Origin of the sequence: Pectobacterium sp. F1-1 (genome assembly GCF_025643735.1) — a bacterium.
Taxonomy (GTDB): Bacteria; Pseudomonadota; Gammaproteobacteria; order Enterobacterales; family Enterobacteriaceae; genus Pectobacterium; species Pectobacterium colocasium.
In genome coordinates this window covers 1,382,220-1,402,728 of record NZ_CP104733.1, presented here as the reverse complement: position 1 = coordinate 1,402,728, position 20,509 = coordinate 1,382,220, and the positions used below count along the sequence as shown (strand labels likewise).

Genomic DNA, 20,509 nt, shown 5'->3' with positions numbered 1-20,509 from the left:
TCAGCCCATTTTTATACTTTTTTTACGCCCGCAGACGGGAAATTTGCACCTTCTTTTCCTGCGTTTTCCTACTCTGACAGTGTCTATTTTGTTCTGGAGGTGTGTTGTGACGCTTAGCATCGTCTTAGGCGGCCTGCTTGTGCTGTTGTTACTGGCCTATCTGGTTTATGCCTTGTTGAAAGCGGAGGAATTCTGATGGCCGCTGACGCTTTTTTACTGATCTTTGGCCTGCTGCTTACCGTGCTGATCGTCGCTCAGCCATTGGGTAGCGGACTGGCTCGTCTGATTGAGGGTGAAACGGGTACGCTTCTGCAAAAGTTTGAAGCGGGAGCGGCGCGCCTTTTCGCTTTAGATACGACGGAGATGCGCTGGCAACAGTATGCGGCAGCTATTCTGACGCTTAACCTGATCGGCATTGTCGTCTTGTTTGTCCTGTTAATGGCGCAGGGGGCGCTGCCGCTTAATCCAGAAAATATGCCGGGACTGTCGTGGCATTTGGCGTTAAATACGGCAATCAGCTTTGTTACTAACACCAACTGGCAGGCTTACAGTGGTGAAAACACGCTGAGTTATCTGAGCCAAATGGTTGGCCTAACGGTACAAAACTTCCTGTCCGCCGCCAGCGGCATCGCCGTCGCTTTCGCGTTAATCCGCGCATTTTCTCGTCGCTGTGTCGACACGTTGGGCAACGCGTGGCTCGATCTGTTTCGTATCACGCTGTATGTGCTGCTGCCGCTGTCTCTGTTGCTGGCGCTGTTTTTTGTCAGTCAGGGCGTGTTGCAGAACCTGCTGCCTTATCAGCATCTGACCACGCTGGACGGCGCAGCCCAAACGCTGCCGATGGGGCCGGTTGCCTCACAGGAAGCGATTAAACTGTTGGGCACCAACGGCGGCGGTTTCTTTGGTGCCAACTCGGCACACCCGTTTGAAAACCCGACCGCGCTGAGCAACATCGTACAAATGCTGGCGATCCTGCTGATTCCTACTGCACTGTGCTTCGCCTTTGGTAAAGCCGTCAGTGACAATCATCAGGGCCATGCACTGCTATGGGCGATGGGGCTCATCTTCATCGTCGCCGCGGCCGTAGTGATGAAAATGGAGGTCAGCGGTAACCCCCATCTGCTGGCATTAGGCGCGGACAGCGCCGCGAATCTGGAAGGTAAAGAGACGCGTTTTGGCGTGCTGACGTCTAGCCTGTATGCCGTTGTCACCACGGCTACCTCGACGGGGGCGGTGAACGCCATGCACGACTCTTTCACCGCGCTTGGCGGCATGGTTCCCATGTGGTTGATGCAGATTGGTGAAGTGGTGTTCGGTGGCGTCGGTTCTGGCCTGTACGGCATGCTGCTGTTCGTCCTTCTGACCGTCTTTATTGCCGGCCTGATGATTGGCCGCTCGCCGGAATATCTGGGCAAAAAGATCGAAGTCTATGAAATGAAGATGACGGCGCTGGCGATTCTGATTCCTCCTGCATTAGTACTGCTCGGTACGGCGCTGGCGCTGAGTACGGAAGCCGGACGCAGCGGCATTCTGAACCCCGGCGCACACGGCTTTAGCGAAGTGCTCTATGCCGTGTCCTCCGCCGCGAACAACAACGGCAGCGCGTTTGCTGGCCTGAGCGTCAACACGCCGTTCTATAACGTTCTGCTCGCTGTCACCATGCTGCTGGGCCGCTTTGCCGTCATGGTGCCCGTACTGGCTATCGCCGGTTCGCTGGTTGTGAAAAAGCGCCAGCCGGAAAGCAAAGGCTCACTGTCCACTCGCAGTCCGCTGTTTATCGGCATGCTCATCGCCATTGTTCTGCTGATTGGCGCACTGACGTTTATCCCTGCACTGGCGTTAGGGCCAGTCGCTGAACATTTACAGTTCGGCCTGACTCACTAAGGCTGGAGACTTTTTATGACTCGTCACACGATGAATCATCAGGCAACACAGGAACCGACCTCTGCCCAGCAGGGCGAGGCTTCCCGCCCTGTTGGCAAACGTAAACCGCAAACGCTGTTTGACAGAGCGTTAATCCGCTCGGCGCTGAAAGATGCGCTGAAGAAACTCGATCCGCGCGTGCAGTGGCGCAACCCGGTCATGTTCGTGGTGTATCTCGGCAGTATGCTGACCACCCTCGTCTGGCTGGCTATTCTGGCCGGTAAAACGGAAGGGAACGCCATGTTTACCGGGCTGGTATCACTCTGGCTGTGGTTTACCGTGCTGTTCGCCAATATGGCCGAAGCGCTGGCGGAAGGTCGTAGCAAAGCGCAGGCAAACGCGTTGAAAGGCGTCAAAAAAACCAGTTGGGCTAACAAGCTTTCTGCGCCGCATCACGATGCTGGTTCGGAATCCGTTCCGGCTGATAGCCTGCGTAAAGGCGATATCGTGCTGGTGAGCGCGGGCGAGACCATTCCGTGCGACGGCGAGGTGCTGGAAGGCGGCGCGTCCGTCGATGAAAGCGCCATCACCGGGGAATCCGCACCAGTAATCCGTGAGTCCGGCGGCGATTTCGCCTCCGTCACCGGCGGCACGCGCGTGCTGTCCGACTGGCTGGTGATTCAGTGCAGCGTCAATCCCGGCGAAACCTTCCTCGACCGGATGATTGCCATGGTTGAAGGGGCGCAGCGTCGGAAAACCCCGAACGAAATCGCGCTGACCATTCTGCTGATCGAGCTTACGCTCATCTTCCTGCTGGTAACTGCCACGCTCTACCCGTTCTCCTGGTTCGGCGTACAGGCGAATAATAGCGGCGATGTTGTCGGTGTGACCGTACTGGTCGCCCTGCTCGTCTGCCTGATCCCCACCACCATCGGCGGGCTGCTGTCAGCTATCGGCGTGGCTGGGATGAGCCGGATGCTGGGGGCTAACGTGATTGCCACCAGCGGACGTGCCGTCGAAGCGGCAGGCGATATTGACGTTCTGCTGCTGGATAAAACCGGCACCATTACGCTGGGCAACCGTCAGGCTTCGGCTTTCCTGCCTGCGCCAGGCGTGACGGAACAGGCGCTGGCTGACGCAGCGCGTCTCGCTTCCCTGGCGGATGAAACGCCCGAAGGCCGCAGCATCGTGGTGCTGGCAAAGCAACGTTTTAACCTGCCGGAACAGGACTTAGCGTCGTTGGACGCCACCTTTGTCCCCTTTACCGCCCAGACGCGCATGAGTGGCGTCAATTTTGGCCAACGCACCATTCGTAAAGGCGCTGTCGATGCCCTGCGTCGCTACATTGAAGCGAATAATGGCAATTTCCCACATCAGGTCGAAGAAGCGGTCTCCAACGTCGCACGCAGCGGGGGAACACCACTGGTCGTTGCAGAAGGTAAGCGCGTGCTTGGCGTGGTGGAACTGAAAGATATCGTAAAAAGTGGCATCAAAACGCGCTTTGCCGAGCTGCGCAGTATGGGGATAAAAACCGTGATGATCACTGGCGACAACCCGCTCACCGCCGCGGCGATTGCCGCAGAAGCCGGCGTCGATGATTTTCTGGCGGAAGCCACACCGGAAACCAAGCTGGCGCTGATTCGCCAGTATCAGGCAGAAGGCAGACTGGTGGCGATGACCGGCGACGGCACGAACGATGCTCCCGCGCTGGCGCAGGCGGATGTAGCGGTAGCCATGAACTCCGGCACGCAGGCAGCAAAGGAAGCGGGCAACATGGTTGATTTGGATTCCAATCCAACCAAGCTGATCGAAGTGGTGCACATCGGTAAGCAGATGCTGATGACGCGCGGCTCGCTGACGACGTTCAGTATCGCCAACGACGTGGCGAAATATTTCGCGATTATCCCAGCCGCCTTTGCCGCCACCTACCCACAGCTCAATGCGCTAAACGTGATGCAACTGCACTCACCCACCTCAGCCATGCTGTCGGCGGTGATCTTCAATGCGCTGATTATCGTGTTTCTGATCCCACTGGCGCTCAAAGGGATTCGCTATCGCCCCATGAGTGCAGCGGCGCAATTAAGCCGCAATCTGTGGATTTATGGTCTTGGCGGGCTGCTGGTGCCGTTCCTCGGTATCAAGCTGATTGATATGTTGCTGACTGGGCTGAATCTGGCTTAAGGACTAACGGGTGTATGCTATGCGCTATTTACGTTCCTCTTTGTTTTTATTCTTATTATTGCTGCTGTTTACCGGTCTGGCCTACCCGCTGCTGACAACGGTGTTGGCACAGTGGTTGTTCCCGACACAGGCAAACGGATCGCTGATTTATCGTGAGAATACCATCGTCGGTTCATCCCTGATCGGGCAGTCATTCAGTCGTGCTGGCTATTTTCAGGGGCGTCCTTCCGCCACATCAGATACGCCGTATAACGCGCTGGCGTCCGGTGGCAGCAATCTGGCCGCCAGCAATCCCGCGCTGGATAAACTGATCGGTGAACGTGCCGCTTATTGGCATCAGTTGGTTGGCAATCAGCAACCGGTGCCCGCTGAACTGTTGACGGCCTCCGGCAGCGGACTGGATCCGCAAATATCCCCAGAAGCCGCACGCTATCAGGCGCTGCATATTGCGCAGGCCAGAGGGATGTCGCTCCAGCAGGTACAGCAATTGGTCGATCGCTTTACCGAAACCAGTAAGCCTGCGTTCATTGGACAGCCAACGGTTAATGTCCTGCTGTTGAACCTGGCGTTGGATAAGGAAAAAGCCCTGCCTTAATCGGCAGTGCGTTACTATTAATTATCATACGGGGAGCCAGACTCCCAGTCGTCTTTGCTGCGGCCTGACCACCGTTCAGGCCACGCTAATAAGGGATAGAACATGATTGACGGTGAAGATCGCCGCCCGGATCCCGATAGCCTGTTGGCTCAGGTCGGTGCGCCACCGCGCGGCAAGCTGAAGATCTTTTTTGGTGCCTGTGCGGGCGTCGGGAAAACCTATGCTATGTTGCAGGAAGCTCAGCGGCTGCGGGCACAGGGATTGGATATTCTGGTCGGCGTGGTCGAAACCCACGGCCGCAGCGAAACCGCTGCGCTGCTGGATGGACTGCCGTTGCTGCCGCTCAAACATTTTCGCCATCACGGCCGTCACACTGTCGAATTCGATCTGGATGCAGCGCTGGCGCGCTGTCCGGCGCTGATTCTGATCGACGAGCTGGCGCACAGCAACGTAAGTGGATCGCGTCACCCCAAGCGTTGGCAAGACGTGCAGGAATTGCTTGATGCGGGTATCGACGTCTTTACGACGGTAAACGTTCAGCATCTGGAAAGCCTGAATGATGTGGTCGGCGGCGTTACGGGGATTCGGGTACGGGAAACCGTGCCAGACCCGATATTCGATCAGGCCAGCGAAGTCATTCTGGTGGACTTGCCGCCGGACGATCTGCGGCAGCGCCTGAATGAGGGCAAAGTGTATCTGCCGCTACAGGCCGAGCGCGCCGTCGAGAACTTTTTCCGCAAAGGCAATTTGATCGCCCTGCGCGAGCTGGCGCTGCGGCGCATGGCGGATCGGGTTGACGATCAAATGCGCGCCATGCGTGCCGGACAAGGGCGCGAACAGGTCTGGCATACGCGTGATGCCATTTTGTTATGCATCGGCCACGGTACGGGTAATGAAAAACTGGTGCGAACAGCGGCACGACTGGCAGCGCGGCTAGGCAGCACCTGGCACGCCGTTTACGTCGAAACCCCGCGTCTGCACCGCTTGCCTGAACCGCAACGGCGCGCCATTTTGCGGGCGCTCAAGCTGGCGCAGGATTTAGGGGCAGAAACGGTGACGCTATCGGAACCCGATGAAGAGCTTGCCGTCCTGCGCTATGCGCGTGAACACAACCTCGGCAAAATCGTCATTGGTCGCCATGTAGAACAGCGCTTCGGCTGGTGGTGGCGCACGCGCTTTGCCGAACGGCTCGGCCGACTGGGGCCGGATCTCGATCTGGTCGTGGTGGCCGTGCAGGATGACGTATCAGCCGCACCGATTAAAACACCGGATGCACGCGGGTTGGTCGAGAAATGGCGTATGCAGTTGTTTGGCTGCGGACTGGCGACGCTGCTGTGCGCGTTGATCACCCTGCTCGCCTCATGGTCGCCGTTTGCCATGCTGGAACCCGTCAATCTGGTGATGATTTATCTGCTGGCCGTGGTAATCGTTGCGCTGTTCTTTGGCCGCTGGCCGTCGGTGTTCGCCGCCGTCATCAACGTCGCCAGTTTCGATCTCTTCTTTATTCTGCCGCGCGGTACGTTTGCCGTCTCGGATGCGCAATATCTGGTCACCTTTGCTGTGATGCTCGGCGTCGGCCTGCTGGTCGGTAATCTGACCGCAGGCGTGCGCTATCAGGCCAGAGTCGCCCGTTATCGCGAGCAGCGCGTTCGCCATCTGTATGAGATGTCGAAGGCGCTGAACCGCAGCCTGTCCAGCGCCGATATTGTCGAAGCCAGCCAGCATTTTCTCAGCACGACGTTTCAGGCCAGGATCGCGATTCTGCTCGCCGATAGCCTGCATCATACCTCGTCCGAGCTATCTCAACCTGCGCGAGACGGTCAGCAGTTGATTGTCGATCATGCTATCGCCCGCTGGAGCTTCGATCATCGCGCCCCCGCCGGAGCGGGAACGACAACCCTGCCCGGCGTGTCATATCAGATTCTGCCACTCGCCACCACGCAGCAAATCTTCGGCGTGCTGGCGATCGAGCCTAATAACGCTCGGCAGTTGATGATTCCCGAACAGCAGCGCCTGTTGGACACCTTTACCGTGCTGATCGCCAACGCGCTGGAGCGTCTGCATCTGATGCAAAGTACGGAAAATGCCCGGCTGGATGCCGAGCGCGAACAGTTGCGCAACTCGCTGCTTGCCGCACTCTCGCACGATCTCCGCACGCCGCTGACCGTCCTTTTTGGTCAGGCCGAGATTCTGACGTTGAATCTGGCCAGTGAAGGATCGCCTTATGCCCAGCAAGCCAACCAGATCCGCCAGCATATTTTAAACACCACACGACTGGTGAATAACCTGCTCGATATGGCGCGTATTCAGTCGGATGGCTTTAACCTGCGTAAAGAGTGGCAAACGCCGGAGGAACTGATCGGCAGCGCCCTACAGCAGTTGGAAAGCGCGCTGGCGAAAAACACCATTCAGGTTACTCTACCTGATGAGATGGTTCTGGTTTATTGTGATGCAGGGCTGGTGGAGCGTGTGTTCATTAACCTGTTGGAGAATGCGCTGAAGTACGCCGGAGAACAGGCCACCATCGCGATTTCAGCAAGCATTATTCCTGCAAACCTGATGGCAGAGAACACCGCTTCGCAGCACGATACGCAGGAAAGCGTGCTGGAAATCATCGTGCAGGACAATGGCCCAGGCATTGAACAGGGTCAGGAAAGCATGATTTTTGATAAATTTTCCCGAGGTCACAAAGAGTCATCGATTCCCGGTGTGGGGCTGGGGCTGGCGATCTGTCGGGCGATAGTAGAAATTCACGGCGGCCGGATCTGGGCAACGAATGCCGAAAGCGGCGGTGCTGCCTTCCATTTCACTTTACCGCTGTCGGCACCGCCGGATCTCGAACCGGAAGATATTGAGGAGCACTGAATCCCTTGCAGGCCACCATTCTGATCGTTGAAGATGAAAAAGAGATCCGTCGTTTTGTTCGTCAGGCGCTGGAAGGCGAAGGCTGTCGCGTGTTTGACGCAGAAACGATGCAGCGCGGCCTGCTGGAAGCGGCCACGCGCAAACCCGACCTGATTATTCTCGATTTGGGCCTGCCGGATGGTGACGGTATCGACTACATCCGCGATTTACGTCAGTGGAGCAGCCTGCCCGTGATTGTTCTTTCTGCCCGTACCGACGAGCAGGATAAAATAGACGCGCTGGATGCCGGTGCCGATGATTATCTGACCAAGCCGTTCGGCATCGGCGAGTTGCTGGCACGATTGCGTGTCGCGCTGCGTCGCCACAGCAATACACAGCAGGAAACGCCGCTGGTGAGCTTCGGTAATATCACCGTGGATTTACTCAATCGGCAGGTGAATCGCGACGATCAGGAGCTACACCTGACGCCCATCGAATTTCGTCTGTTAGCCACACTCCTCGCCAACCCAGGCAAAGTGCTGACGCAACGTCAGTTGCTGACGCAGGTTTGGGGGCCAAACGCTGTCGAGCACAGCCACTATCTGCGCATTTATATGGGGCACCTGCGCCAGAAGCTGGAAAGCGATCCGGCAAGACCGCGCCATCTCTTGACCGAAACCGCTATCGGTTATCGTTTTATGCCGTAAAATCATCCTTCTGTATCAGGCGACGTCCGTAGAGAATGTTTCCCACGGCACGCGCTTGCCTTTTCTTCAGGAATACGCCGTCATGAGTAGTTGGTTAATTTACGCCTTGCTGTCTGCCGTATGCGCCGCGCTGGTCGCGATATTTGGCAAGATTGGTCTGCAAAATCTGGACGCCAATACGGCGACCGCGATTCGTGCCGTCATCATGGCACTTTTTTTAGTCGGAGTGGTGGTCGCGCAAGGCAAGTTGGCGCTGGTCGGTGAGGTCGTCGCCAATAAAAAAGCGATGTTGTTTATCGTGCTCAGCGGCGTCGCGGGGGCGCTGTCATGGCTATTTTACTTTGTCGCATTGAAGAACGGTAATGTCGCTCAGGTCGCCCCGATCGATAAGCTCAGCGTGGTTTTCGCTGTCGTGTTGGCAGTCATTCTGCTGGGAGAAAAGATTTCGCTGATGGCGGGAGCTGGCGTCGCGCTGATTTCCGTGGGAGCGTTGCTGGTCGCATTGGGATAAAGGCGTTCTGCATTTTCTGGCTGTACAAGATTAAAAAAGCAGACAGTTGAAAAACTTATTTGCCGAGTGAAAACGGGAGTAACGGAATAGAAGAGTAAAGCGTTTGCGCCAGGGATGGCGCAACCCGAGCTTACAGGGACGTACTTGCAGCGTCTTTACGATCTATCCGTTACGCCCGCTCTGCGGACTTTGTCAGCAGTCTGAAAGGCGCTGCATGCAGCGCCTTTTCACTTATTTAGCCGTTGCAAGTACCGCACTGACAATTTCTACCGCTTCTTTCTCGATGCGCTCGCGGTGTTCCACCCCGAGGAAACTTTCACAGTAGATTTTGTAGGCTTCTTCGGTGCCGGAAGGACGCGCGGCAAACCAGCCGTTCTCCGTCATCACTTTCAGGCCACCAATCGATGCCCCGTTGCCCGGCGCAGCGGTCAGGCGCGCAGTAATCGGATCGCCCGCCAGCGTACTGGCCGACACCTGCTCAGGCGACAGCTTGGACAGTACGGCTTTCTGTGCATGCGTCGCAGAGGCCTGAATACGGTTGTAGCTCGGCGCGCCAAAGCGCTGTGCCAGCTCATCATAATGCTGCTGTGGGTTTTTACCTGTCACGGCCGTAATTTCCGCCGCCAGCAGACACAGGATGATGCCGTCTTTGTCCGTCGACCACGGCGTGCCATCAAAGCGCAGGAAGGAGGCCCCCGCACTCTCTTCACCGCCGAAGCCGAAGCTGCCGTCATACAGGCCGTCAACGAACCATTTGAAACCAACCGGTACTTCCACCAGCTTACGGCCCAAATCTGCCACGACGCGATCGATCATCGCACTGGATACCAGCGTTTTGCCGACAGCAACAGACTGTCCCCACTGTGGACGATGCTGGAACAGATAGTTGATTGCCACCGCCAGATAATGGTTCGGGTTCATCAGCCCGGAAGGAGTGACGATACCGTGGCGGTCATAGTCAGGATCGTTGGCAAACGCCAAATCGAATTTATCACGCAGCGCCAGCAGCCCAGCCATGGCAAATTCTGACGAGCAGTCCATACGAATCACGCCATCGTGATCCAGCGACATAAAGCGGAATGTCTGATCGACCGCATCGTTCACCAGTGTCAGATCCAGCTTGTAGTGCTCGGCAATACGCTGCCAGTAGGCAATACCGGAACCACCCAGCGGATCGACGCCCAGTTTCAGACCAGCGCGTTGAATCGCCGCCATGTCCACCACGCTAGCCAGCCCTTCTACATACGGCTGAACCAGATCCTGCTCGTGGACATGTCCGCTTTTCCACGCCTGATCCAGCGTAATACGCTTCACGTCACGCAGTTCATCCGCCAGCAGGGCATTCGCACGCTTCTCAATCACGCTGGTAAGATTGGTATCTGCCGGGCCACCGTTCGGCGGGTTATATTTAATGCCGCCATCTTCCGGCGGGTTGTGGGACGGCGTGATCACAATACCGTCCGCCAGCGCGCCGCCCTGACGATTGTGAACCAGAATGGCGTTAGACACCGCAGGCGTTGGGGTAAAACCATTATCCAACTGTACGATCACATCTACACCGTTGGCAGCCAACACCTCAAGCACAGAGATAAACGCAGGTTCGGAGAGCGCGTGAGTATCTTTACCGACGTAACACGGGCCGCTGATGCCTTGCTTTTTACGCTCTTCAGCAATCGCCTGCGCAATCGCCAGAATATGCGGTTCATTAAAGCTATGGCGTCCCGCACTGCCGCGATGGCCAGACGTACCAAATTTCACCGCATGCGCTGTGTTGCCGACGTCCGGCCGCAGCACATAATATTGTGACGTTAACTGTGCCACATTGATCAAATCGCTCTGCCGGGCAGGCTGTCCGGCCCTTGGGTGATTAGCCATTGGCGTTTCTCCCTAACGCTGTCGTTAGATAAATGGTTAATAAATAATTAGATGGTTCCGCACACTTTCTCTGTCAGTTCCGCTGGGAACTGCATCGTCAGCATGATGTGCTCAACCATGCTACGTTTACGACCGGTATTCGTGTTGGTAATCACCCAGTATGGCGTACCCGGAATATGTTTGGGCTTTGTGTGTGTGCCATGCTGAAGCAATGTTTGTTGGTCACCCGCGAAATAGACCCGCGTGCGGCCATGAAGAGATTCTGTCGCGGCAGCAAACTCCTGCGGCGATAAGGTATACAGCGTGGACAGAACCAGCATAAAGCGGTTGATGGCCTTATTTTGTTCAGCGTATTCATCCGACAGCAGCAGCTCACGCAGGGTGCGAACCCGATCGCGCGGGCTCGGCGCAGCGGCAGGCTGAGACGCTGCCGTTGTTGCAACAGCCTCTACCGCTGGCGTGGTAACAGGCTGCCCAGCGGTAAATTTCAGCATGCGCCGTAAAATATCCGATGCGCTTTCACCAATATGTTGTGTGTGGCTGGCAATATAGCGATAAAGCTCTTCGTCGACTTCAATAGTTTTCATCTTTATCCAGTGCTGTTTTTACCCAAAATCATGCAAATTACAGAGGTGTTTCCCTTCTGCAACCCGGCACTATGGGTAGATGACTCAAATCAAAAGGATTATACAGGCGTTCAAATATTATCGAACAGCGGCATAGTGGGACAATAGCAAAAGTCAGACTATGCCCCAATGTCTTTCACATCCATTCAAATAGCTATACGAGTCCCTTCAGCGACAATATTGTTCTAACGTCATGATATGTTCTAAAGCCATAAATCGTTCTAAAGTCATGATACCCTAAGCCCATGTCTCTCTGAATGAACTTCACCATGAAATTGAATCATCGTTGGCAAAATGCGCACCAACCCACAGATAAACTCCCTGTCGTCCTGATTCATGGCCTGTTTGGCACGCTGGATAACCTTGGCGTATTAGGCAGAGATTTGCAAAACACGCACGATATTCTGCAAATCGATTTACGCAATCACGGTTTGTCGCCACGCTCACCGCAAATGAATTATCCTGCGATGGCGCAAGATGTGCTGACACTGCTGAATGACCTGAGCATCGAACGTGCTATCGTTATTGGCCATTCAATGGGCGGAAAAGTCGCGATGGCACTCAGCGCGCTCATTCCCGAACGGTTGGACAAGCTGGTCGCGATTGATATCGCACCGGTGGATTATCAGGTACGCCGCCACGACACTATTTTTGCCGCGCTGCGCGCCGTGACGGAAGCGGGCCTGACCTCGCGCTCAGAAGCTACCGCGTTAATGCGTCAGCATATAAAGGAAGAAGGCGTGATTCAATTTTTGCTGAAATCCTTCCAACAGGGTGAGTGGCGTTTTAACGTGCCGGTGTTGTGGGATGAGTACGAAAACATCGTTGGCTGGCAGGATGTTCCCGTCTGGCAAGGTCCTATCCTGTTCATTCGCGGCGGCGATTCGCCTTATCTGGACGATCGCTACCGAGATTCGCTGCTGCGTCAGTTCCCAGCGGCACGCGCGCATGTCATCAGCGGAGCGGGTCACTGGGTTCACTCAGAAAAACCCGATGCGGTTTTACGCGCTATCCACCGTTTTCTGGATACAAATTAACCAGACAACACTGCCACTGGCGGATTCATGATAACGGCGTCAGTTAACCGTTGTCGCCGCCAGTGCGGCTAGGGTATGATTGTGCCCGCAGTAGAGGGACGGCTGATTCAGCCACAAGCATTGTAACCACTTCATCAAAATGCACGCATAACTTCCCAACATGTTTCACTGATAGCAAACCGCATTCTGGCAACCTCTGTTGCAGGGTGAGAATCGGTATCGCTTTTATCTGTAGAACAAGACGGGCAGCACCGTGTATTTTGGTCCGAATACCTTGCAGCATCATTACTTATGGCAAAAGAACAAACGGATCGCACCACCCTGGATCTGTTCGCAGACGAGCGTCGTCCGGGCCGCCCCAAGACCAACCCGCTCTCGCGTGACGAACAACTAAGAATTAACAAGCGTAACCAGCTACGTCGCGATAAAGTTCGTGGCTTGCGCCGTGTTGAATTAAAGATTAACAGCGACGCTGTTGATATCCTGAACAGCCTTGCTGAAGAGCGGAATATTAGCCGCAGTGAATTGATTGAAGAGATGCTGCTGGCGCAGTTAGCAGAACAACAGTCCTGATTGACGTAATACGATATTCATATCTTGTGCGGCGCCATTTCTGACGCCGCTTGAACATTCACCCGAAATTAAACAGCACTCTCTTTTCTCACTCACATACTGTTTTTCTGATGAAAACCCGCGTCAGAATTTTTCCCAGTTGTCGTTGCTGGGTGGCAACGCTTTAGCTGCAGCGGCACGTGGCGCAACTGCCTGTGCTTTCTGCACCGGCTTTGCTGCGACTTGCAGCGCTGACTGCGTGTCAGACAGCTGGAACAGCGACACCGTCTGGTTCAGCAACGCCGCCTGCTCTTCCAGCGACAAGGCTGCCGACGAGGCCTGTTCAACCAACGCGGCGTTTTGCTGCGTTACGCTGTCCATTTCCGCCACGGCCTGACCAACCTGTGCAATGCCTTTGCTCTGCTCTTCCGATGCCGACGCAATTTCACCCATAATATTTGTCACGTTGGTCACCGCACGGACGATATCCTGCATGGTGTAACCGGCATCGCTAACCAGATTAGAACCTGTATCGACACAGCGGACAGACTCAGAAATCAGCCCTTCGATCTCTTTCGCGGCCTGCGCACTGCGCTGTGCCAGACTGCGTACTTCTCCCGCTACCACGGCGAATCCACGCCCCTGCTCACCTGCACGCGCAGCTTCTACCGCCGCGTTCAACGCCAGAATGTTGGTCTGGAAGGCGATACCGTTAATCACAGTGGTGATTTCTGCGATTTTTCTCGAACTGCCAGAGATTTCCGCCATGGTTTTCACTACGTTCTCAACGATTTCACCGCCCTTCTTCGCCGTGGTTGAGGCTTGTAACGCCAGTTGGCTAGCGTGGTTGGCGTTTTCAGCGTTCTGTTTCACCGTTGCCGTCAGTTGCTCCATGCTTGCCGCGGTTTCTTCCAACGCGGAAGCCTGCTCTTCGGTACGTGAAGACAGATCGTTGTTGCCCGCAGCAATTTCAGAAGCGCCCTGATAGATGGAATCCGTGCTGTTTCTGATCGTGCTAACCGTGCTGGCCAGACTCCCCTGCATTTCACGCAGCAGTGGGAACAGGCGACCGACGCAGTTATTGCCGAAGTCCAGAATTGGCTTGCCCAGATGACCGGAAGCAATCACGCTAAAGTGATAGCGCAGGTCATTTAATGGACGAACCAGACACACCACGAGGTAACGGTCTGTCAGGAACAGCATGATCAGACCGATCACCAATCCGCTCAGCAAAATGTTCTGTCCAATCGTAGTGATTTGTTCAAAACGCACGCCAGCCGCAGCGAATTTCTCTGCGCTGGCGTTACTGAATGCGGATAAGGATGCGCCGAATTGGCGGCTCAATGGCGGCACAACATTCTTGGCCTGATTTTGATAATCATCCAACGCATTGGCAACGGCCTTTTGGTAAAGCGGCTCAACACCCTGAGTAACCAGATTGTTCCAGTCACGACTAACAGCCTGTACCAGCGCGGCATCCAGACCTGCATGATCGATAGCGTTAAACGCCACCAAATCAGACTTCAGTTTATCCAGCGCGACGAGGGCAGAAGCCTGTTCTTTATCTGCGGTAGCATTATCGCCGCTGCGGCGAGCGTCAACGGCACGCGCCAGACGGGTTACCATACGGAAGTATTGATCGTTGCCCTGGTTGATAAAGTTCATGTTCTGAACCAGCAAGGTGCTGGTTTTCGAGGTCGCTGTCATCTCTTTAAAAGAGAACATGGTATATATCGATACGCCACCCCAAAGGACACAAAAAATGCCCAGAACCCATAGCATAGCGGTTCTGATGGCAATATTTTTTATAAGTCTCATAGCTCACTCCAAATCAGGAAAATGGTTAAAAAGATTTTTATCGCTAATCAACCGATATGAATCAGAAAATTCACACCATGAAACAGGTCACTTCTCCCTAGCGTTCACATTTCACCGAGTTGAAAACTCAAAAACCACGCTAACTCATCGGCTAAACACAGAGAATATTTAGCGTTCTTGCTATATTTATTAATATAATTTTTCATATTGAGAATACATTTATCTATTTTTATCGATATAAGTATTTTAATCAGATAGTTATCATAAAAATCGCTATCGCTTGCGCCTCATATGCGTTGGCATCGCCATGCGGTTAGTCGGCAAAAAACCACGCCATTTTTTTATTTAATCATTTAAAATCAAAAAGATAAAACATTTTCCTTTCGTCTTTTCATCAAGCCATCCGTAAATGGTTATAATTCTTATCTCCATTCATTAGGAATATTCCCGAGAAATGTTACGGGCTTTTAATTCAACAAAAACATTATCTTTTGTATGCATTTTAATTCTCATGAATAGTAACGTACCGTGAGGTGACTTTTATTTCTCACAAAAAGAAGTCTGCTTTTAATTACAATTGGAATTAGTCGTAAAAATAAAAAACACATTCATAAAAAATGAAACAACGTTACAGATAAATATCCGCGAAGAGATTAAGGAAATGTGCATTTAATCCCAGACGATAACATAATCCCTATTCATTATGGGGAATTAGCACCCACAGAGATGCGTTTCGTTTCTTTTACTGCCCTCCACATTGCATACGCCTTTGATTTACGCCTCCTTACCGATACGAGTTTCTCCTGATGTGAGTGTCTGTTATTATTAACAGATAAGTGGGTGAAACATTACACCATACCATTAGGAATCAAGAGGTTATTCAATTCATGGCACTCATCGGAATATTCTTTGGCAGTGATACTGGTAACACTGAAAACATCGCCAAAACGATCCAACAGCAGTTAGGCACCAACGTTGCTGATGTTCATGACATCGCCAAAAGCAGCAAAGAAGACCTCGAAGGTTTTGATATCCTGCTGCTGGGTATTCCCACCTGGTATTACGGTGAAGCTCAATGTGATTGGGATGACTTCTTCCCTTCACTGGAAGAAATTGATTTCACAGGAAAACTGGTTGCCCTGTTTGGCTGCGGCGATCAGGAAGACTATGCGGAATACTTCTGCGATGCCATGGGCACCATTCGTGACATTATTGAGCCTCGCGGCGCGACGATTGTCGGCCACTGGTCAACAGAGGGCTATTACTTTGAAGCCTCTAAAGGGCTCGCCGACGACAATCACTTCATCGGTCTGGCTATTGATGAAGACCGTCAACCTGAATTGACCAGCGAACGCGTCACCGCGTGGGTCAAACAGATCAGTGATGAACTGAGCCTGAAAGAACTGGTTGTCTAAGCCACGTTGGCTCTGATAGTCCCTATCAGAGCCAAAACAACATTGATAGGCAAAACCTTTCATAATAATTGATACATTTTTTTAACTTCTATCCGTAAACCTGTACAATAATCCCATCGGTTTTATACGTGCTTCACCATTTCCTCATTCACCAACAACGGATTGCGTTGGATACCAGTAGTGTGAATGGGGACAATATTGTTAACATTCCCTTGTTTTCATTTTGTATGTGCGGTTCTATAATTGGGACGCTATTACATTTTTTGCGCCGACCGATGTCATAGGCTAGGCAGCCTCCATTGATAAGTAAGCAACAGGACTAAACCCGCATGACTGACAACAATATCGCATTAAAGAAGGCCGGCCTGAAAGTCACTCTTCCAAGATTGAAAATTCTGGAAGTGTTACAGGATCCTGTCTGTCACCACGTCAGTGCGGAAGATTTATATAAGAGATTGATTGATATGGGCGAAGAGATTGGTCTTGCTACCGTCTATCGCGTACTCAACCAGTTTGATGATGCGGGCATCGTCACTCGTCATAACTTCGAAGGGGGTAAATCCGTCTTTGAACTGACACAGCAGCATCATCACGATCACTTAATTTGCCTCGACTGTGGCAAAGTCATTGAATTCCGCGATGAATCTATCGAAGCACGCCAACGCGAGATCGCAGAAAGACACGGCATTAAACTGACCAACCACAGTTTGTATCTCTACGGGCATTGCAGTGAAGGGGATTGCCGCGAGGATGAAACCCTGCACGAATCGACACGATAAATCGACCGCATAAAAAAATAAAACCGCCGAGGCGGTTTTATTTTTGTCTTCTTACCGGTGGCGTTAGCCTACCCAGGTATCACGCAGTCCAACCGTACGGTTAAACACCAGATGTTCCGCACTGGAGTAAACGCGATCGGCACAGAAGTAACCTTCGCGCTCAAACTGATACGCTTTCTCTGCTTCTGCCTGCGCCAGACTCGCTTCGACAAAACCTTGCGTAATCTTCAGTGAGTCTGGGTTAATCGTCGACAGAAAATCCTCTGCCGCGCCAGGGTTTGCCACACTGAACAGGCGATCGTACAGGCGAAATTCTGCAGGGACAGCGTGTGCCGCAGAAACCCAGTGAATCACGCCTTTCACTTTACGGCCATCAGCCGGATCTTTGCTCAGCGTTTCCGCATCATAGCTACAGTAAATCGTGGTGATAGTACCCTGCTCGTCTTTTTCAATGCGATCGGCTTTGATCACATAGGCATTACGCAGACGAACTTCTTTACCCAACACCAAGCGCTTGTACTGTTTGTTAGCTTCTTCACGGAAATCTGCGCGATCGATATAAACCTCACGGCTAAATGCTACCTGACGTGATCCCATTTCCGGCTTGTTCGGATGGTTTGGCATCGCGACAAATTCTTCGTGCCCGGCTGGCAGATTCTCGATCACCACTTTGACCGGATCCAGCACCGCCATCGCTCGCGGGGCGTGTTCATTCAGATCGTCGCGAATACAGGATTCAAGCGCGGCCATCTCAACGTTGTTATCCTGCTTCGTCACGCCAATGCGCACGCAGAATTCACGGATAGAAGACGCACTATAACCACGGCGACGCAGACCAGAGATCGTCGGCATACGTGGATCGTCCCATCCTTCAACGACATTTTCCGCAACCAGCTGATTCAGCTTACGCTTGGACATAATCGCGTATTCGAGATTGAGGCGAGAGAACTCGTACTGACGCGGATGGCAAGGAATCGTGATGTTATCCAACACCCAGTCATACAGGCGACGGTTATCCTGGAATTCCAGCGTACACAGTGAATGCGTGATCCCTTCCAGCGCATCGGAAATGCAATGGGTGAAGTCATACATCGGGTAGATGCACCACTTGTTGCCCGTCTGATGGTGATCGGCAAATTTAATACGGTACAGCACCGGATCGCGCATCACGATAAAGGACGATGCCATATCGATTTTTGCACGCAGGCAGGCCGTACCTTCCGCAAACCCACCGTTGCGCATTTTTTCAAACAGTGTCAGGTTTTCTTGCACGGTACGATCGCGGTAAGGGCTGTTTTTGCCTGGTGCCGTCAACGTACCACGGTATTCACGGATCTGCTCGGGCGTCAGTTCATCAACGTAAGCCAGCCCTTTACCGATCAGCTCAACCGCATACGCATGCAGTTGATCGAAGTAATCAGAAGAATAGCGAACGTCACCGCTCCATGAAAAACCCAGCCACTCGACGTCACGTTTGATCGACTCAACGTACTCGATATCTTCTTTTACCGGGTTGGTGTCGTCAAAACGCAGGTTGCATTGCCCCTGGTAGTCACGCGCGATACCAAAATTCAGGCAAATAGACTTGGCATGCCCAATATGCAGATAGCCGTTCGGCTCTGGCGGGAAACGCGTCTGAATATGGTCATGCTTACCGGACGCCAGATCTTCATCGATAATCTGACGGATAAAGTTGGTTGGGCGGGTTTCAGCCTCACTCATTCTTCATTCCTCAATGCTAAAACGACGTATAACCGACAATGATCCAACAAGCTACGCTGGGAAACAACCGTTAGTTTCATTTAATTATTCATAACGAAAAAAAAGGGCGAGATTACTATCTCGCCCTATCAATTTCATCAGCATAGCGCCGTTATGTTACGCCTTACTCTGCTCCGCTTTCAGTGCGGTTGCTATCGATTCGGCCTGTGTACCCACAACAATCTGTACACTTTGTTTATTCAGACGGATCACCCCCGCCGCACCAAGACGCTTCGCCTGAGCATCGTCAACCAGAGAAGAATCAGCCACATTCAAACGCAAGCGTGTGATACAGGCATCAATGCCGATCAGGTTGGCTTTACCGCCCAGTGCCTGCAAGTAACCCCGCGCCAGTGCCGCTGCATCGCCTGATTTCTCGCTCGCAGTCGCGGTACTCACGTCATATCCATCAGCTTCGCTACCGCTCACGGCCAGTTCACGCCCCGGCGTTAACAGATTGAAGCGCATAATGGTAAAGCGGAACACCACATAGTAAATGACGAAGAATGCCAGTCCCTGAACAAGCAGCATGTACCACTGGGTGGCCAACGGATTACGCGAGGACAGCACCATATCCACCAGACCAGCACTGAAACCAAAACCGGCAATCCAATGCATACTGGCCGCGATAAAGACGGAAAAACCCGTCAGCAGCGCATGCAGGAAATACAGCACCGGTGCCACAAACATGAATGAGAACTCCAGCGGCTCGGTGATCCCGGTGAAGAAGGAGGCAAATGCCGCTGCCAACATGATCCCTGCCACTTTGCTTTTGTTCTCAGGGCGGGCGCAGTGATAAATCGCCAGCGCCGCTCCCGGCAGGCCGAACATCATAATCGGGAAGAAGCCCGCCTGATAACGTCCGGTGATCCCCACTACGGCTTTGCCTGAATCAATAGATTGCTGGCCAGCCAGGAAGTTAGGAATATCGTTGATGCCCGCGACATCGAACCAGAACACCGAGTTCAGCGCGTGGTGCAACCCAACAGGAATCAGTAAGCGGTTAAAGAAGGCATAAACCCCGGCACCAACCGATCCCAACTGTTGGATATGTTCACCGAACGACACCAGCGCGTTGTAAATCACTGGCCAGACGTACATTAAAATGAACGCCACCAGAATCATCAGGAAAGAAACCAGAATCGGGACCAAACGGCGTCCGCTGAAGAACGACAGCGCCTTAGGCAGTTCAACCTGACTAAAGCGGTTATACAGTTCGGCCGACATCACACCAACCAGAATCCCGATGAACTGGTTTTCAATCTTGCCAAACGCAGCGGGCACCTGTTCAACAGGGATCCGTTGGATCATGGCGACAACGGCCGGTGAACACAGCGTGGTCAGCACCAGATAGCCGACAAAGCCGGTCAATGCCGCCGCACCGTCTTTATCTTTCGACATACCGTACGCGACACCGACGGCAAACAACACCGCCATATGCCCGATAATGGCTTCGCCCGATTTAATGAGGAGCGCGGCCAGCGCGTTCTCGCTTCCCCAGCCAACCGGATCAATCCAGTAACCTATCCCCATCAGGATAGCGGCAGCAGGCAGCGTCGCGACAGGCACCATCAATGCCCGACCGACTTTTTGTAAATAGCTCAGAGTACTCACTTTTCCCTCTCTTACCTTTGCGAGGTAAATGAAATGTTGTGGGGCAAACAAACCTGCCAATAAATTTCACTGCCGAAGAGCGTCGCCGTCGAAAAACTGCATTGTCGAGAAAACATGGCAGCGGTGGCTCCTAGGGGGAGTGTAAGAAAAATAATTCGCTACACAAATTAAACCCCATAATTATGTGATAAAAATCACCAAAAAACTGCATATTAAAAGTTTATACCTGAACAAAACCCCAACTTATTTCAAGATTAAAAAAAACAGAGTAGACTAATTTTAATGCATAGACAAAACGCGCAGCTGGCGCGATTGACGCAATAACGCAATT

16 protein-coding genes are annotated in these 20,509 nt (G+C 53.1%); 11 read left to right on the top strand and 5 right to left on the bottom strand.

Annotation, left to right across the window (positions count from 1 at the left end; translation table 11 throughout):
- Positions 1 to 106 precede the first annotated feature (106 nt).
- From kdpF to NAL19_RS06065, 7 genes are all read left to right on the top strand, one after another.
- Positions 107 to 196 carry a K(+)-transporting ATPase subunit F gene (gene kdpF, locus NAL19_RS06095; RefSeq protein WP_039290783.1) on the top strand — a complete coding sequence of 30 codons (90 nt, stop codon included), beginning with the start codon at positions 107 to 109 and terminating at the stop codon, positions 194 to 196.
- Positions 196 to 1,884, top strand: coding sequence for a potassium-transporting ATPase subunit KdpA (gene kdpA, locus NAL19_RS06090; RefSeq protein WP_225087348.1), 1,689 nt, complete (start codon positions 196 to 198; stop codon positions 1,882 to 1,884). The genes kdpF and kdpA overlap by 1 nt, the downstream gene beginning before the upstream one ends.
- Positions 1,885 to 1,899: 15 nt before the next feature.
- Entirely contained in the window at positions 1,900 to 4,044 is a 2,145-nt protein-coding gene (kdpB, locus tag NAL19_RS06085) for a potassium-transporting ATPase subunit KdpB (RefSeq protein WP_263059120.1), read from the top strand.
- Positions 4,045 to 4,063: 19 nt separating this feature from the next.
- Entirely contained in the window at positions 4,064 to 4,639 is a 576-nt protein-coding gene (kdpC, locus tag NAL19_RS06080) for a potassium-transporting ATPase subunit KdpC (RefSeq protein WP_263059119.1), read from the top strand.
- A 102-nt stretch (positions 4,640 to 4,741) separates the two neighbouring features.
- On the top strand, positions 4,742 to 7,504 hold the full coding sequence (gene kdpD, locus NAL19_RS06075) for a two-component system sensor histidine kinase KdpD (RefSeq protein WP_263059118.1): 2,763 nt from the start codon (positions 4,742 to 4,744) through the stop codon (positions 7,502 to 7,504).
- Between the two features lie 5 nt (positions 7,505 to 7,509).
- Positions 7,510 to 8,190, top strand: coding sequence for a two-component system response regulator KdpE (gene kdpE / locus NAL19_RS06070; protein WP_225087344.1), 681 nt, complete (start codon positions 7,510 to 7,512; stop codon positions 8,188 to 8,190).
- Between the two features lie 82 nt (positions 8,191 to 8,272).
- Positions 8,273 to 8,701 carry an EamA family transporter gene (locus NAL19_RS06065; protein WP_263059117.1) on the top strand — a complete coding sequence of 143 codons (429 nt, stop codon included), beginning with the start codon at positions 8,273 to 8,275 and terminating at the stop codon, positions 8,699 to 8,701.
- A gap of 231 nt (positions 8,702 to 8,932) precedes the next feature.
- Here NAL19_RS06065 and pgm read toward each other — a convergent pair whose 3' ends face one another.
- Positions 8,933 to 10,576, bottom strand: a complete 1,644-nt coding sequence (gene pgm / locus NAL19_RS06060) for a phosphoglucomutase (alpha-D-glucose-1,6-bisphosphate-dependent) (RefSeq protein ID WP_263059116.1) — start codon at positions 10,574 to 10,576, stop codon at positions 8,933 to 8,935.
- A gap of 47 nt (positions 10,577 to 10,623) precedes the next feature.
- Positions 10,624 to 11,163, bottom strand: coding sequence for a replication initiation negative regulator SeqA (gene seqA, locus NAL19_RS06055; RefSeq protein WP_263059115.1), 540 nt, complete (start codon positions 11,161 to 11,163; stop codon positions 10,624 to 10,626).
- 308 nt (positions 11,164 to 11,471) lie between these two features.
- On the opposite strand from seqA, the gene ybfF reads away from it, so the two are divergent.
- Positions 11,472 to 12,239, top strand: coding sequence for an esterase (gene ybfF / locus NAL19_RS06050; protein WP_263059114.1), 768 nt, complete (start codon positions 11,472 to 11,474; stop codon positions 12,237 to 12,239).
- A gap of 291 nt (positions 12,240 to 12,530) precedes the next feature.
- Complete coding sequence (ybfE, locus tag NAL19_RS06045; protein ID WP_225087339.1) at positions 12,531 to 12,812, top strand: LexA regulated protein; 282 nt, start codon at positions 12,531 to 12,533, stop codon at positions 12,810 to 12,812.
- A gap of 123 nt (positions 12,813 to 12,935) precedes the next feature.
- Here the strand turns inward: ybfE and NAL19_RS06040 are convergent, their stop codons facing one another.
- On the bottom strand, positions 12,936 to 14,609 hold the full coding sequence (locus tag NAL19_RS06040; protein WP_263059112.1) for a methyl-accepting chemotaxis protein: 1,674 nt from the start codon (positions 14,607 to 14,609) through the stop codon (positions 12,936 to 12,938).
- A gap of 887 nt (positions 14,610 to 15,496) precedes the next feature.
- Between NAL19_RS06040 and fldA the strand changes: the two genes are divergently transcribed.
- Together fldA and fur are read left to right on the top strand one after the other, a co-directional pair.
- Positions 15,497 to 16,024 carry a flavodoxin FldA gene (gene fldA / locus NAL19_RS06035; RefSeq protein WP_263059111.1) on the top strand — a complete coding sequence of 176 codons (528 nt, stop codon included), beginning with the start codon at positions 15,497 to 15,499 and terminating at the stop codon, positions 16,022 to 16,024.
- A 329-nt stretch (positions 16,025 to 16,353) separates the two neighbouring features.
- Entirely contained in the window at positions 16,354 to 16,803 is a 450-nt protein-coding gene (gene fur / locus NAL19_RS06030) for a ferric iron uptake transcriptional regulator (protein ID WP_225087336.1), read from the top strand.
- A 63-nt stretch (positions 16,804 to 16,866) separates the two neighbouring features.
- On the opposite strand, the gene glnS is transcribed toward fur, so the two are convergent.
- A complete protein-coding gene (gene glnS / locus NAL19_RS06025) occupies positions 16,867 to 18,525 on the bottom strand; it encodes a glutamine--tRNA ligase (RefSeq protein ID WP_263059109.1) in 1,659 nt (552 codons plus the stop codon).
- A gap of 156 nt (positions 18,526 to 18,681) precedes the next feature.
- On the bottom strand, positions 18,682 to 20,178 hold the full coding sequence (gene nagE, locus NAL19_RS06020) for an N-acetylglucosamine-specific PTS transporter subunit IIBC (protein ID WP_263059107.1): 1,497 nt from the start codon (positions 20,176 to 20,178) through the stop codon (positions 18,682 to 18,684).
- Positions 20,179 to 20,509: the final 331 nt, after the last annotated feature.